General features: G+C 44.2%; 13 protein-coding genes. 6 read left to right on the forward strand and 7 right to left on the reverse strand.

From position 1 onward, the window contains the following. Position 1: 1 nt before the first annotated feature. Together R6242_RS07120 and cysS are read right to left on the reverse strand one after the other, a co-directional pair. Positions 2-493, reverse strand: coding sequence for a DUF2726 domain-containing protein (locus R6242_RS07120; protein WP_293933121.1), 492 nt, complete (start codon positions 491-493; stop codon positions 2-4). Between the two features lie 135 nt (positions 494-628). Beyond that, positions 629-2,008: a cysteine--tRNA ligase gene (gene cysS / locus R6242_RS07125; RefSeq protein WP_318425548.1), complete on the reverse strand. Its 1,380-nt coding sequence runs from the start codon at positions 2,006-2,008 to the stop codon at positions 629-631. A 180-nt stretch (positions 2,009-2,188) separates the two neighbouring features. Between cysS and R6242_RS07130 the strand changes: the two genes are divergently transcribed. Continuing rightward, positions 2,189-2,416 carry a hypothetical protein gene (locus R6242_RS07130; RefSeq protein ID WP_318425550.1) on the forward strand — a complete coding sequence of 76 codons (228 nt, stop codon included), beginning with the start codon at positions 2,189-2,191 and terminating at the stop codon, positions 2,414-2,416. Between the two features lie 273 nt (positions 2,417-2,689). Here R6242_RS07130 and clsB read toward each other — a convergent pair whose 3' ends face one another. Beyond that, positions 2,690-3,853 (reverse strand): cardiolipin synthase ClsB, encoded by a 1,164-nt coding sequence (gene clsB, locus R6242_RS07135; protein ID WP_318425552.1) that lies wholly within the window; start codon positions 3,851-3,853, stop codon positions 2,690-2,692. A 66-nt stretch (positions 3,854-3,919) separates the two neighbouring features. Continuing rightward, entirely contained in the window at positions 3,920-4,711 is a 792-nt protein-coding gene (locus R6242_RS07140; protein WP_318425554.1) for an endonuclease/exonuclease/phosphatase family protein, read from the reverse strand. 565 nt (positions 4,712-5,276) lie between these two features. Here R6242_RS07140 and R6242_RS07145 point away from each other — a divergent pair. The 3 genes from R6242_RS07145 to R6242_RS07155 all read left to right on the forward strand — a co-directional run bounded on the left by R6242_RS07145 (position 5,277) and on the right by R6242_RS07155 (position 8,074). Further along, on the forward strand, positions 5,277-5,858 hold the full coding sequence (locus R6242_RS07145) for a hypothetical protein (protein ID WP_318425556.1): 582 nt from the start codon (positions 5,277-5,279) through the stop codon (positions 5,856-5,858). A 146-nt stretch (positions 5,859-6,004) separates the two neighbouring features. Further along, positions 6,005-6,586 carry a hypothetical protein gene (locus R6242_RS07150; protein ID WP_318425558.1) on the forward strand — a complete coding sequence of 194 codons (582 nt, stop codon included), beginning with the start codon at positions 6,005-6,007 and terminating at the stop codon, positions 6,584-6,586. 738 nt (positions 6,587-7,324) lie between these two features. Next, the gene (locus R6242_RS07155) at positions 7,325-8,074 is read left to right on the forward strand and encodes an ABC transporter substrate-binding protein (RefSeq protein WP_318425560.1); all 750 of its coding nucleotides are present in this window, start codon (positions 7,325-7,327) and stop codon (positions 8,072-8,074) included. Between the two features lie 33 nt (positions 8,075-8,107). Here the strand turns inward: R6242_RS07155 and R6242_RS07160 are convergent, their stop codons facing one another. Then, positions 8,108-9,505, reverse strand: coding sequence for a pyridoxal phosphate-dependent decarboxylase family protein (locus R6242_RS07160; RefSeq protein WP_318425562.1), 1,398 nt, complete (start codon positions 9,503-9,505; stop codon positions 8,108-8,110). 7 nt (positions 9,506-9,512) lie between these two features. Further along, a complete protein-coding gene (locus tag R6242_RS07165) occupies positions 9,513-10,310 on the reverse strand; it encodes a 2OG-Fe(II) oxygenase (RefSeq protein ID WP_293934256.1) in 798 nt (265 codons plus the stop codon). 561 nt (positions 10,311-10,871) lie between these two features. On the opposite strand from R6242_RS07165, the gene R6242_RS07170 reads away from it, so the two are divergent. Then, a complete protein-coding gene (locus tag R6242_RS07170) occupies positions 10,872-12,338 on the forward strand; it encodes an alanine/glycine:cation symporter family protein (RefSeq protein WP_318425564.1) in 1,467 nt (488 codons plus the stop codon). A 69-nt stretch (positions 12,339-12,407) separates the two neighbouring features. Here R6242_RS07170 and R6242_RS07175 read toward each other — a convergent pair whose 3' ends face one another. Then, a complete protein-coding gene (locus tag R6242_RS07175) occupies positions 12,408-13,547 on the reverse strand; it encodes an alanine--glyoxylate aminotransferase family protein (RefSeq protein WP_318425566.1) in 1,140 nt (379 codons plus the stop codon). 484 nt (positions 13,548-14,031) lie between these two features. On the opposite strand from R6242_RS07175, the gene R6242_RS07180 reads away from it, so the two are divergent. Beyond that, positions 14,032-14,838, forward strand: a complete 807-nt coding sequence (locus R6242_RS07180) for an arylamine N-acetyltransferase family protein (protein ID WP_318425568.1) — start codon at positions 14,032-14,034, stop codon at positions 14,836-14,838. Positions 14,839-15,119: the final 281 nt, after the last annotated feature.

Consider the following 15,119-nt stretch of genomic DNA (forward strand, 5'->3'; position numbering starts at 1 on the left):
ATTACTCCGCATCCAAGGTCATCACCGGCCGAAGCGTAGCGCGGATTGTGGCGATATCTGGGATAGCCTTGGCCTGCCAGCGAATCACACGTATCCCTGCCGCAGTCAGTGCGCGATCTTTTTTAGCATCGGCAATGATGCGATCTTGGCGCTGATGCGTAGCGTCATCCAGCTCGATCACCGCCACAATGCTGGAATCTTTATTACACAGCACAAAATCAGCGCTCATGCGATTAATACGGTTGAGCCAAGCGCGATAGTTATGACCTTTTTTTACACCTAGCAAGCAAGAGAGCTGCACCTGTGCCAGCACCATGTGCTCGGGCATGGCTTGCAGTAGGCGAAAATACAGCACTTGCTCTGGGCTTGAGAGCGGATTCTTGGCATAAAATGGCCAAGCCCCCTCTTCTTCAGCACCTTTGGCTTTAGCCTTTAACAATGACAAAACCATCAGCACGGCAAAGATCAGTAATAAAAGTAGAATAAATTTCATAAAATCCCCAATAAGACCAGCGATAAACTAGCAGTGCATTGTAAGACAACATTAAGCAAAATCGTTCAAATCAAATACCATACAATAAAAAAGAGCGCTTTAAGCGCTCTTTTTTAAAACTTAATAACGATGGGTTTAACTACGTCGCCAAGTCGTGCCCTGCGCGTTGTCTTCTAGCACAATCCCTGCTGCGATGAGCTCATCCCGAATACGATCTGATTCAGCAAAGTTTTTAGCACCACGTGCCGTTTTACGAGCGACGATCAGCGCTTCAATCGCCTCGGCGCTGTATTCGTCTTGGCCAATACCTGCTTGCAAGTAAGCCGTGGCATCCCGCTGCAACAAGCCCAAGACCGCGCCTAGCGCTTTAAGCTGGCCCGCCAAGGCGGCAGACTGCTGTTTGTTTACCTCTAAAGCTAGCTCGAACAATACGGCAACGGCTTCTACCGTATTAAAGTCATCATCCATCGCGGCTTTAAAGCGCACTGCATAGCCGCTACTCCAATCGATTTCGGCATCTTCAGCGGGCACGTTTTTGAGCGTGGTGTACAAGCGATTTAGAGCGCCTTTTGCGTCATCCAAATGGGCATCACTGTAATTTAGCTGACTGCGGTAATGGGCACGTAAGATAAAGAAGCGCACCACTTCAGGATCGTATTTTTCCAGCACTTCGCGGATGGTGAAGAAATTGCCGAGGCTTTTCGACATTTTTTCGTTATCCACCCGAATAAAACCGTTATGCATCCAATAGTTCACATAAGCATGGCCATGTGCGCCTTCGGATTGGGCGATTTCGTTTTCGTGGTGCGGGAACTGCAAATCTGCGCCGCCGCCATGAATATCAAAATGGCTACCTAAATGATGGCAACTCATGGCCGAGCATTCGATATGCCAGCCCGGACGGCCCTCGCCCCATGGGGATGCCCATTTAGCATCTTGTGGCTCATCGGCTTTAGCGGCTTTCCACAGCACAAAATCCAGTGGATCTTGCTTGTTGACATCTACATCCACACGCTCGCCAGCGCGTAAATCGTCGAGCGATTTGCCGGATAATTTGCCGTAGCCTTCGAATTTACGCACCGCAAAATACACATCGCCATTGGGGGCGGGATACGCTAAGCCTTTAGCAATCAGGCTGGCGATAAGATCGTGCATGCCTTGCACGTGCTCGGTCGCGCGGGGCTCGTGGTCTGGACGAATCACGCCCAGCGCATCAAAATCTGCATTCATTGCCGCAATAAAACGGCCCGTTAGCGCATTGATAGCTTCGCCGTTCTCTAGCGCACGTTTAATGATTTTGTCATCAATGTCGGTAATATTACGCACATAATTCAGTGCATAGCCCGAAGTGCGTAGCCAGCGTGCCACCATATCAAACACCACCACCATGCGGGCGTGCCCCAGATGACAGTAGTCGTAGACGGTCATGCCGCAGACATACATACTCACCTTGCCATCGTGGATGGGCTGAAAGCGCTGTTTTTCGCGTGCCAGAGTGTTGTAGACGTTTAACATGGAAGCGGTTTCATTTGCGTAAAAGGGCGATTCTACCAAAGCTGCCCCCGCTCTGCTGCATAAGCCTTTGCTTTATGCAGACTAGGCGCACATATTCACTCAAAACCAGCAAGAATTATTGACAATGTCATGCTTAAATATTATAAGAATCTTTCTCTATAAAACAGTAAGGACAGGGAAATGCGTAAGACTGCCGCCGTAGTATTCTTATTTAGTGCGTTTTTAAGCGCTTGTGCCAGCACCAGAACACCAGATAATCAGCTTGCCGATTACGAAGAAAAAGAATACGTCACCGGTAGCAATATCCCACGCAAAGATCGCACCTCATCCGGCCTAGTAAAAACTTACGATAAAGAACTGCTGCAAGAATTACAAAACCGCCCTTCAATTTCCCCAAATACGAATTAGCAATAAAGATTAAACCGTGCCTTTTTTCGTCCACGAAAAATACTAAACACACGGAAAAAATCAAACAAATGTGCTTGGTTCCTTTTGGATGGATGGTTTGGTTTTCATCACGACCTCGATGCGCGGTACCGTCATCCGTAATTGGTTTTGTTGCTTATTACTTAAATCAATCGTGATGTTAGTAGCCGTGCTGCATTTTTCGTGATTTTTGTGGACTACATCTTTTTTTGATGTCACTACGTCATATTGAAGAGTAAACAAATACAGCTGGCCTTATTCCAAATAGCGCCGCCCACCATAGCCACTGATCCCCATCATCAAACGTACGGCGGCATGGCAAAGCCAAGGAAGAACGCGGTAAACCCAGCGATCGCTATCCACCATGCTTTTTTTAATTTGCCTAGCATCCTCAAGTAAGGCGCGGTGTAAATCGGCCCGCAGCTCCGCCGCAAAAGCTCTTTCGCGCACAAAGATATTTGCCTCGCGCGCCAGTAGCAGACTTAATGGATCTAAATTACTAGAGCCTACCGTAGACCAAGTGCCATCAATCGTCGCAACTTTGGCGTGCATAAAGCCTTTTTCATACTCGTAGATTTCTATGCCCGCATTTAAAAATTGCTGATAAAAACCTAGGCTGGCGTAGTGCAGCAAGCGATGTTCCACCCTGCCTTGTACCAATAGCACCACCGTCACCCCACGTTTGGCTGCTTGAATTAAAGCGCGGCGAAAGCGGTAGCCTGGCAAAAAATAAGCATTGGCAATGATGATTTCATGTTTTGCCCGCGTAATTGCCTTAAGATATTCACGCTCAATATCACCACGGTGGCGCAGATTATCTCTATACAAAAATTGTCCGCGTGCGTGCCCTAATATCATAGGAGAAGGTTTAAGCTGGCTTCTTTTTGCCCAATCTGGCTGCAATTGCACCCACGCCGTGTGCCGCCATAAATGATCGGCAGATTCGTGCAGCTGTAATACCAAAGGCCCGATCATTCTTACTGCATAATCGTAACGTGGCGCCCAGTCCACTTGATTGGGCTCGATATCAGAAAGGATGTTAATCCCCCCAATAAAGGCCACCGTAGCATCAATCACAGCTAATTTACGGTGCAATCTGCGTAAACGCTGCCTATCAAGCGACAAGGCTTTCACTTCTGGCCTAAAAAACAATAGCCGCACGCCAGACTGGGTTAATTGTTCTTGCCACGTTGCTGCCAAATGCCCTGCACCAAAACCATCTAGCTGTAAATTAACCCTTACTCCACGCTGCGCGGCGGCTATCAAAGCCTGCATTACGGCCGTGCCTACCTCATCGGCTTCGAATAAATAGCTTTCTAAAAATACTTCTTGCTTGGCCATTGAGATGGCATCAAGGAGCGCAGGAAAATAATCAGCGCCATTAAAAAGCAATTTGAAACGATTACCCGCCACATACATAAGCGAGCCTCCTTATTTTTTTTAGAATATGTAGCTCAACGCCTGCAGCTGATTCAATTCATAAATTTATCTTGAATCGTGACTAAGGGTGAAAATGCCTTCGTCATTTCTGTGCAACACCGTATATAGCGGCACATGATCCGATAAATGTGACCACGGCATCCCCCCTAATACATTGGCAACCTGCACGGTAAAACCACGCAAATAGATTCTATCTAACGATAACATGGGTAATTGCGCTGGAAAGCTCTTGGCTGATACGCCATGCAAGGCATTAAAAGCTTCAATCAGGCCCAGCTCACGGGCAAATTGCATCGTGGCTTCACCGCGCCAATCGTTAAAATCTCCCGCCAAGACCAAAGGCGCATCGTGCGGCACATCGTTTAATACCCGCTCAATCAACATTTTTACCTGCTTACGCCTATCCATTGCGCGTAAGTTTAGGTGTACGCACAATGCATGCAGAGGCTGCGGCCAGCCCGGCACAGCCAGTTCACAATGCAAAACCCCACGCTGCTCAAAGCGATGCAGGGTCAAATCATGATTATGCCAACGCACAATAGGAAACCGCGATAGCAAGGCATTGCCATGATGGCCTAGCTTATAACGCGCATTTAAGCCGTACGCGGTGTGAAAATCCCCAGCCAAAAACTCATGCTGTGGGCTACTTGGCCAAGTGGCAAAACGCTGCACACGCTGACTATGCGCCCCTTGCACTTCTTGCAAAAAGATCAAATCGGGCGCAAGCGCCTGCAAAGCCTCGCGCACATCATGCACCACCAAGCGTTGGTTAAATAGCGATAACCCCTTGTGAATATTGTAAGTTGCAACTTTTATTGAAATATTATTATTAATCAATATGTTACCGTTAAAATAGAAAAGATAAAATACATCAAAAACATTCGATATGGTGGCAATAAAATCAAATACTTAAGCTCGCATTTCGGATGACGCTCACTTTTTTACAATTAATTCCTCAGTGATTCTACGGATTTACGACTCAATATGTCGGACTGTATTCACGTTTTCAGCACAAATCTGCGCAAGGCCAAGTAACACCAAACCCACATGGGTTTACCCTAAACGCACAGCCTCTAGCGTATTCGTTGATACGCCCCCTCGCGCCCACTAGTTTGAAACCTCGCAACTTGATTTCTAGCAAACTATCTTTATGCACTAAAAACAAATAAACCACATAATTACTAAAAACTAACACGATTATTTCATGCCAAGACAGAAAATGGTTACACTAGTATTTTAGAATTTAATAATTAAAGGAGGTTAAAGAAACCAATATTTTATTTTGAACATCACCACTTAATGCCAACGACTCAAAGATAAGACGCAGGGGTATACCAATTCACTGCGAATACATGAGCACGGCGATAATCAGGTTTAATTCTTAATTAAATAGAGAAAAACAATGGAAAAATATGTAGACGACGTGCACGTATTGGCACAGTCAAACAGTATTTTAAGTGATGCAGATTTAAACTCTAAATCGACAGACGATATAGAAATCCCTGAAGACGGAGACATCCCTCAGGAAATGTTGGATCTTGTTGAGGCCGGTTATATTGTCATTCACCCAGATAGAAATGTTTCAATTACACAAAAATACAGAGACCACGTACTCACCAATCCTCATGCTGATGATCTAGGGGAAGAAAGAGTTGTTAGTTTTGTTGGCGAGAACACAATCGTATTTTCAGAAAACACCACTTCAAATGCGGCTGGTAACGTAAATAAAATTACTTGGCATTGGTGGGGATATCAAATTTACCTTAGCTCAGCATCTGTTTACATCCTAGATGGACTTATAAATAACAGTAGCACTGGGCTGATGAATGATTATCTCGGTAGTTACCTGCCCACGGCTTTATCTTATGCTGTAGCTTTATATATTTTTTATCATCAGGTGGCTTTACATGTAGCAAACCAACATAGAAAAGGGGTCATACTTAAATACATATGGGGAGTCCCTGCAGGCTTTAGATCGCAATAATTAATAAAAACGGGGTAATGCATTCAATAAGTGACTCTGTCGCAATGCTAAAAATTAAATTTTAATATACAGGGTGCACGAAGTCACTTCGACTGTATGACCATGGTGGTAATCAGGTTTAATTCTTAATTAAATAGAGAAAAACAATGGAAAAATATGTAGACAGCGTGCACGTATTAGCACAATCAAACAGCACTTTAAGTGATACAGATTTAAACTCTAAATCAACAGACGATATGGAAATTCCTGAAGATGGAGAAATCCCTCAGGAAATGCTGGATCTTGTTGAAGCCGGTTATCTTATTATTGACCAAGATAGAAATGTTTCAATTACACAAAAATACAGAGACCACGTACTAAGCAACCCTCCTACTGATTCTTTAGGGGAGGAAAAAACGGTTACTTTTGTTGGCGAAAATACGATCGTGTTTTCAGAAAGCGCCATTTCACAGGCGGCTGGCAACGTAAATAAAATTACTTGGCATTGGTGGGGGCATCAACTTTACCTCAGCGCAGCCTCTGTTAACCTACTAAATAGCTTCATAAATAACGGCAATATTGGAATGATGAGCGATTTTATCGGTAATTTCATTCCAAATATTTTAGCTTACCCTATCGCTTTATACATTTTGTACCATCAAGTTGCTTTTAATACGGCAAATAACAATAGAAAGGGTGTCATACTTAAGTACATCTGGGGAATTCCTGCAGGTTTTAGATCGCAATAATTGATGTAAATGGGGGGCATTTTAAGCACAGTTAATTTTTGCTGATTATGCCTCTTGCTCTCTTTCATCATAAATATCGTAGGGCGGGTGAACCCCGCAATATTTATTAAATATTGCTCGCGACATTCAGTCGCCCTACAAAAAAATATCACGGTTTTACATGGTTTTTATTAATCAATAGGTATAATCAGCTCAATTATTTAGCGGGTGACTAATCTATTCTTGATCAATATCTGCACGAATTCGCTTGCTATTACCACGCCATACAATTACTAGGTTTAAGTAACCTATCATCCGCTCCGCAAGTAAAGATAAATCAATTTAAACGCCCATCCCTGCCAATTAAAATCATCACTCACACGACGACCCTCCGCCTAAAGATAGCGAAAATAGTCTAGCTAGCTATGCGCTTATTTTGTGGGCTGATTACTGCTCAAACCCATCATAAAAATCATTCTGATTACGTCTCCTGCGCACTTTTTGTCATTTGAAAAATATCAACGTTAAGAGATATAGCGCTTAAGGGCGCAGCAAGCAGCTGCCCCTAGAGTATATTACTCTGCATGAAATATATGGCTTTGTTTGAGCAATAGGCATAGTTAGGGAAAATTAAGGGTGGATAAATGCCTGATTTTTTTACACACTTGCTATGATTTACTTGGTACATGCTGTTTGACGCTTAAACAAACTATCGTAGCTAAAAATTGCGACTATTTTTCTTAAAAAAAGGGGCTAGCCTTGCATTATTTTATTGCCTGTTTGCTATTTATGATCTCTGGCATCAGTGCGCAATCGGCTGAGCTGCGTGTTCGTATTGCTAGTGGTGAGTTTCAGCCCTATCTATCAGCATCCTTACCGAATGATGGCTTTATTAGCAAAATAATCGCCGCAGCTTTTAAACAAGAGAACGTGGTGGTTGCTATTGCTTATTACCCATGGAAAAGATCATACGATATGGTAAAAAAAGGTGAGGCAGACCTCACACCTTTTTGGGTTAAAGCACCGGAGCGCGAGCAACTATTTATTTTAAGCGACCCGATTGACGTTGTTCAGTATGGCTTTTTTCACTTAAAAAACAAAAAAATCACACTGCTAGATTTTAATAACTTAAATCAGTACAAAGTGGGGGTAAGTTTAGGTTATAGCTATGGCTCAGCCTTTGATACAGCAAGAAAAAACCAACAATTTATATGTGATGAAGCACCTAGCGATGAAATTAATATTAGAAAATTAATTGCAAAGCGTATTGATTTGTTTACCGCAGACAAGACACTAGGGCAATACCTTATATCTAAAACACTTCAACCTAAAGATGCAGAAAAAATCACTTTCTTTCCAAAAAATTTTGCAGAAGAGCCTGTTTATTTATTGATTTCTAAAAGAATAAAAAATGGCGCTGAAATTGCCGATAAATTTAACAAAGGCCTCAAAAAAATGAAACAGAGCGGCGAATATCAACGCATTATGCAGGAAGAGAAAAACAATTAAAAAGGGCTTACATTAAGAAAGCCCCTCTTCTATCTACACTAAATCTTTGGCTAAACTTTGAATCAACTGCCAAGCCTCCCGTACATGCTGCTGATTAACTTGCGTTTGGCCAATCACCATTCTAAGTGCCAGTTGATGATTGATTTTAGTATGAGTCATAAATACCTTGCCGCTGGCATTGATGCGGCGCAATAGTTCCATATTGATCTCATCACTGGCTTTTAAGCGAAAGCAGAGCAAATTAAAGTGCCGCTGGGCAAGCACTTCAAAATGCCGGTCTTGGCTTACCCAGCGCTCTAGTTCGGCACTTAAATCAATATGATGAGAAATCAAATCACTTAAGCCATCGGTGCCATACCAGCGCATTACAAACCAAAGCTTTAAAGCCCTGAATCGCCGCCCAAGGCCCACGCCCCAATTCATAAAATTAGTTTGATCGGTACTATTGGGTGATTTTAAGTACTCAGGAATCAGGCCCAGCGTAAATGTTTTCAGCAGGCTTTCTTTATCACGAATAAAAAATGCCGAGCAATCAAAATTGCAGAGCAGCCATTTGTGCGGATTCACCACCATACTATCGGCCTCGGTATAGCCTGTTGCCAATTGCCGCACTTCTGGCAGCATCAGCGCTGATCCGGCGTAAGCCGCGTCAATATGAAACCAAATCTGCTGTGCTTTGGCAATTTTGGCCATCGCCGCCAAGTCATCAACGGCGGTGCTGCCCGTGGTGCCCAATGCACCCACCATAAAAAACGGGGTAAAGCCTTGCTTGATATCCTCTGCAATGGCTTGCTGTAGCAGATCAATCCGTATCGATTGATGTTCATCGACAGGGATTTTCCTTAAGTTCTGCTCGCCTATTCCTGCAATTTTTATCGCTTTTTCAATCGAGGTATGGGCTTCAGACGAGCAATAGGCGCTTAATTTAAACCCCGCAACGCCTGTTTTGTTGGATTGAAACTGCGTCGCTTTCTCTCTGGCTACCAAGAGTGCAATCAAGGTAGAGCTAGATGCTGAATCTTGAATCACACCTGAAAACGCCTCAGGTAAGCCCCATAATTGACGCAGCCATTCCATCATTCTGATTTCTAATTCTGTAGCCGCAGGCGATGTTAGCCAGCTCATGCATTGCACGCCAAGACTGGCCACTAGCATTTCAGCCAATACAGAAGGTGGGCTGGTATTGGAAGGGAAATACCCCATAAATTGGGGGTGCTGCCAATGGGTAATTCCCGGCACAATAATCTTTTTAAAATCGGCAAAGATCTGAGAGAAATGTTCGGCATCTTTGGGTGCAAAATCAGTAATCTGTTGCAAAATATCACCGCCTTTTAGGGCGGCAATCACCGGATAATCAGCCACATTCTGCTGATAATCATTCATCCATTCGCCAACCTCGGCCAATGCGTGTTTAAAGTCTTGCTGCATCATGTCGCCCCTAATTCCAAAGCAAGAGTGGTTTTTCTAGTTGATAGCCCATAAACATTTGCGTGGTGATTCTGTCTTCCCCCAAAAACGCGCAAATGGCATGCGGTTTACGGCAGTTAAAAATAACTAAATCACCTTGCTTGGGTTTTATTTTGATAGGTGCAGGTAATGCTGCCCGCCATTGCTCTGGAGCTTGAGTAAAAGGCGTTAGAGCAGGGATATCCCATATTTCTAATTCACCGCCCACATCGGGTACTTTTAAATAAATATTGGCGGCAAGCTGGGTATCTAATTCGGCATATTTGGGCGGCAAAGCATCAAAGTGTGGCTCTAATGCGCTTAAATAAGATTGCTCCGCCTTGCTAATTCTCACAATACCCGCCAGCATTTTCTTATTTTGAAAATGAGCCACGGTTGCACCAGGAATAAATAACTCATCTAATTCTAAGCGCAATTTATCAATAGGCGATAAAAAGTGCTCGCAATACGCACGCAAGCGCTCAATTTGTACGCTGGCTTCACGGTAGTATTCATTTATTTTTTCGGGGTGATCCGCATTATAAGTGCTATTAAAAGGAATACCGATTCGGTCTACGCCAAAATACTTTTGTAGCAGTGTTTCATCCTCAACCACTTCGTGGGTATAGGGATCTATATCTTGGCTGCGCAATATATTATTACTTAATAAATCACATAAATGTGCGGGGTAATAGGCTTCTATCACCACAGCAGCAATCTCATCATGAATAAGATCACTAATTAAATCAGGCGATAATTTTTTAGCGACTTTGATTATTCTTTGACCCATAAGACCATACTCCCATGCGTTAAAATACTCAGTTGATCTAATAAATTTTTTTGATAGGGGAAGTGCGATTGGCCATCTGTTTGGGCGTTTCATACCCATAAAAGTAAGATTTAAAAAATACGCGCCCCCAATCCAATTAACCTAGCTATTGGTCATGGATTTTCCGCACACACATATTGAAGCATCATAGGGCGAGTATAAGCCGCGAGTTTTTCAGTATCGCTTGTTCCCTACAAATAGCATTTTGCTTCAGTTGATAGGATTGCAGCCCCATCCCTAGCAACTACTTCATGCCGAATCAACCCACCATCAAGTTTTATGAGACTACCATGTTGGTCTTAAATAGTAATAAGAATTATTACTATTTAAACGTAAATTTATGGCGAAAAGCACCGCACCAGCAAACTTTCCCACCTACGATATTATTTTAAATGCCATTGAGATATTTCTTACGCATAACGGACTACTTAAGGGAAGACCCCAGTAATCAAAGTGTCACATTATGCTTAACAATGGTTCTCCTTTCAGATATTTCGCATTCCAAATGCGTCAGGAGAACACATGCAAGAATGGGTTAATGCGATTAATAGCTGGGTCTGGAGCCCTGCCCTGATTTACTTATGCCTTGGTGTAGGGCTGTATTTTTCGATCCGCACCCGCTTTATGCAAATTCGCCATATTCGTGAAATGGTTCGCCTGATGTTCAATGGCAAGGCGTCTGCTGCAGGCGTTTCATCATTCCAAGCACTGTCTTTATCGCTTTCTGGGCGTGTGGGTACCGGCAATATTGCCGGAGTTGCCACTGCCATCTCTTTTGGTGGGCCAGGCGCCATTTTCTGGATGTGGGTGGTGGCTTTCTTAGGCGCAAGCACCGCTTATATCGAATCGGTACTTGGCCAGATTTATCATGAAAAACACGAAGGCCAGTATCGAGGAGGCCCCGCTTTTTATATTGAAAAAGGCTTGGGCTGGAAGTGGTATTCCATACTGTTTGCCTGTGTCACCGTCATTGCTTGCGGAGTGTTGATGCCCGGCGTACAAGCTAATGGGATTGCGGCAGGCTTAAAAACAGCCTTTGGCCTAAGCCCTGAGGTAACCGGTGCAATCGTGGTGCTATTACTTGGGATGATTATTTTTGGCGGGGTAAAACGTATTGCCAATGTAGCGCAAGTGGTGGTGCCCTTTATGGCGCTGGGCTATATCTTGATTGCCTTTGTGGTGATTTTGCTCAATATCCAGCAATTACCTGAAGTATTTATGCTAATTATTCGCTCTGCCTTTGGCTCAGAGGCAGGCATGGGTGCCATGTTAGGCTTGGCCATTCAATGGGGTGTAAAGCGCGGCATTTATTCAAATGAAGCAGGCCAAGGCACGGGGCCGCATGCGGCCGCGGCAGCCGAAGTAAAACACCCAGCCCAGCAAGGCTTGGTGCAAGCGTTTTCGGTGTATATCGATACGCTATTTGTATGTTCTGCCACGGCCTTTATGATTTTAATTACCGGAAAATACAATGTGGTGGCTCCCGATGGGCAAGCTATTTTCACCGGATTAGCAGGGATGACAGCAGGGAGTGATTTTACTCAGGCAGCGGTAGAGCAAGCCCTGCCCGGCTTTGGCTCCATGTTTGTTGGCATCGCCCTGTTCTTTTTTGCCTTTACCACCATTTTGGCTTACTACTATATTGCCGAAACCAATATCGCTTTTTTAGCCCGTAAAATTCCTTCTGCCGGACTATTTTTCATCTTAAAAATAGCCATTTTAGGTGTCTCGTTTTATGGCTGCATTCGCACGGCAGAGTTAGCTTGGGGATTGGGCGATATGGGGGTTGGGCTGATGGCTTGGCTCAATATTATCGCCATTATTGCACTGCAAAAACCGGCCTTGGCCATGCTAAAAGACTATGAACAACAGCTCAGCCTTAAGCAAGATCCGGTGTTTAACCCTAGTGCCTTGGGGCTCAATGTAGCCAAGCATTGGCATGTTAAGCATTTAGAATCTACAGCAGTGCCAGAAGCGCCAAAAGCTTAGTAAAAAACAATGCCGACCCTATGTATAGAGTCGGCATTGTTTTACTAAGGGCAAGCAGGTAAATTAAACTTAGCGCAGCACCGTTGCTAAAGCGTGCACACACAGGGCAATGTTTTCGCGCCGAGCGCCGTAGCCCATCAAGCCAACTCGCCATGCTTTACCCGCCAGCACACCCAAACCAGCGCCAATTTCTAGGTTGTAATCTTCTAGCAACGCCTTCCGCACTGCCGCATCATCCACGCCTGCAGGGATATGCACGGTATTAAGCTGAGGCAGGCGGTGGGCTTTATCCACTACAAACTCTAGGCCCAAAGATTCTAAACCATGTCGCAGCAGCTGATGCATATCGGCATGGCGCTGCCAAGCGTGCTCTAAGCCTTCGTTCGCCAGTAAACGTAGCGATTCATGCAGGGCATACAGCGTATTAACTGGCGCAGTGTGATGATAGCTGCGCTTAGCACCACCCGTTGCATCGCCCCAATAGCCCATCACCAAGCTTTGGTCTAAAAACCAACTTTGCACCGGCGTTTTGCGGGCTTTTAATTTAGCCACGGCAGCATCAGAGAACGACAGTGGCGAGAGGCCCGGCACGCAGGATAGGCATTTTTGGCTACCCGAATACACCGCATCAATGCCCCATTCATCCACGCGTAACTCCACGCCACCAAGGGAAGTCACCGCGTCTACAATCGTCAGGCAATCGTATTGTTTTGCCAGTGCGCATAAAGTTTTGGCATCTGACAATGCGCCGGTCGAGGTTTCTGCATGCACAAACGCAAGAAATTTGGCTTCTGGATGCGCCTTGAGCGCATCTTCGACTTGGTTTGGATTAACCGGCTCGCCCCAAGCGTTATCTACCAGCACGGCAATCGCGCCAAGGCGCTCCACGTTTTGGCGCATCCGTTCGCCAAATACGCCATTGCGGCAAACAATCACCGTTTCGCCAGGTTCTACCAAATTAACAAAACACGCTTCCATCCCTGCCGAGCCGGGGGCAGACACCGCCATCGTGACCGAGTTTTTGGTTTGAAATGCATACTGCAGCAGGGTTTTAATCTCATCCATCATGCCCACAAATAACGGATCTAAATGCCCCACCGTGGGCTTAGACAGTGCTGCCAGCACGGAAGGATAAATATCAGAAGGCCCAGGCCCCATCAAAATGCGATGTGGCGGGAAGAAAGGCATAATCATCGGTGGCGTAAACATAAGAGTCTCCGTTGTGGGTAGTCGCATTATCGGTCTTTTTAGCCCGTCTTACGGCAGCGGAAAACACTTATGTTGCTGCAGTGCAAAAAAACATAGGTTTCACCCGCTCGACAAATTCTGCTTTAAGCAGAATGTCATCCTGCAAGCGTATACTTACACTGAAAGCCAACTTGTAGAGTAGGCAAAGGTGCTTGCCCATACCAATGCACAGTGCGGGCAAAAACCCCAACTATAAGCTCAAATACTAAACGCAGTCCTTAAGAAATCCAATTACATCGATTTCATTGAAAAAGAGACATTGCTGTATTTTTTACTAGAGGGGGCCTCGAAAAACCTATATTTCTAAATAAGACAAGGCGCGTATTAAAAAAATCGACGCTGCATATGCTTGATATGTAAGGAGATTTTTTTAATGCGCAACGCAGTATTATGAGGTCAGATGGGTTTTTCGAGGTTCCCTAGAGAATCTATCTAAGGAAAGCGGATGCTAAGCGATCAAGAAATTGGGCTCTATCTACAACGAATCAATTATTCTGGCAGCATTGCTGTAGATCTTGCTACGCTCACTGCCCTGCATCAAGCGCATATGCGGCATATTCCTTTTGAAAACTTAGATATCCACTTAGGCGTTGCCATTGAGCTAAGCCATCCTGCTCTATTTAATAAAGTTATTTTAGATAAAAGGGGTGGTTTTTGTTATGAGCTTAACTATTTATTTTTTGCGCTACTTTCATCTATTGGCTTTAATGCGCAACTGATCTCTGCCCAGGTTTTCAATGGCAAAAGCTACGGCCCAGATTTTGATCACCTATTGCTGCTTATCACGCTAGAGGGTCAACAATTTATTGCTGATGTTGGCTTTGGTGATTCATTTCAAATTCCCTTATCCATCCATAGCCCTGCAAATGAAAGTGCCGCTTACCAAATTATGCACAGCGATATTATTTATACTGTCATGCAAAGAAAGAGTAATCAAGAATATAAACCACAATATAAATTTACTTTAAATACCTATGCCATTAGTGATTTTTTTGATATGTGTCTATATCAGCAAACGTCCCCTGCTTCTCATTTTACACAAAAATCAGTTTGCTCAATCGCAACGCTAGAGGGGCGAAACACCATCTCAAATGGCTGTGTCATTCAAACAAAGCATGGCCACCGCACTATTTACCATATCAATGGCAGCACAGAATATCGCCAGCTTTTACAGCAGCACTTTCAAATTTCACTTGCAGAAAATGCCAGCATTGCGGCACTTTTGCATGTAAAAAAAGAGTCAGCCAAGTAAGTAGCCAATAAATATGTAAATGGCATATTTACTCTGCTTTAATTTATGCAAATCAGTACAGAGCCTATCCCCGAATGCTTTGGTCGGAATAGGGAATCCAGTGGTGGTGCTGGGTTCCTGAGCAAAAGGCAAGGAATGTTTGGTTTACTGCTTAAGCTTTAGGCGATATCGCCAAGACATCGCTCAGAATGACTACTGCAAACTATCTTCCCCCTTTTACAAACAAGCCAATTGCATATCTGCAAATATAAAAAACATGACTTTTTACCCTTATAAAACAA

The sequence above is a fragment of the Iodobacter sp. CM08 genome (assembly GCF_033446605.1).
GTDB lineage: Bacteria > Pseudomonadota > Gammaproteobacteria > Burkholderiales > Chitinibacteraceae > Iodobacter.

Coding starts and splice junctions, on each gene's coding strand:
- R6242_RS07120 (WP_293933121.1), bottom strand. CDS start 493: ATGAAATTTATTCTACTTTTATTACTGATCTTTGCCGTGCTGATGGTT.
- cysS (WP_318425548.1), bottom strand. CDS start 2,008: ATGTTAAACGTCTACAACACTCTGGCACGCGAAAAACAGCGCTTTCAG.
- R6242_RS07130 (WP_318425550.1), top strand. CDS start 2,189: ATGCGTAAGACTGCCGCCGTAGTATTCTTATTTAGTGCGTTTTTAAGC.
- clsB (WP_318425552.1), bottom strand. CDS start 3,853: ATGTATGTGGCGGGTAATCGTTTCAAATTGCTTTTTAATGGCGCTGAT.
- R6242_RS07145 (WP_318425556.1), top strand. CDS start 5,277: ATGGAAAAATATGTAGACGACGTGCACGTATTGGCACAGTCAAACAGT.
- R6242_RS07150 (WP_318425558.1), top strand. CDS start 6,005: ATGGAAAAATATGTAGACAGCGTGCACGTATTAGCACAATCAAACAGC.
- R6242_RS07160 (WP_318425562.1), bottom strand. CDS start 9,505: ATGATGCAGCAAGACTTTAAACACGCATTGGCCGAGGTTGGCGAATGG.
- R6242_RS07165 (WP_293934256.1), bottom strand. CDS start 10,310: ATGGGTCAAAGAATAATCAAAGTCGCTAAAAAATTATCGCCTGATTTA.
- R6242_RS07170 (WP_318425564.1), top strand. CDS start 10,872: ATGCAAGAATGGGTTAATGCGATTAATAGCTGGGTCTGGAGCCCTGCC.
- R6242_RS07175 (WP_318425566.1), bottom strand. CDS start 13,547: ATGTTTACGCCACCGATGATTATGCCTTTCTTCCCGCCACATCGCATT.
- R6242_RS07180 (WP_318425568.1), top strand. CDS start 14,032: ATGCTAAGCGATCAAGAAATTGGGCTCTATCTACAACGAATCAATTAT.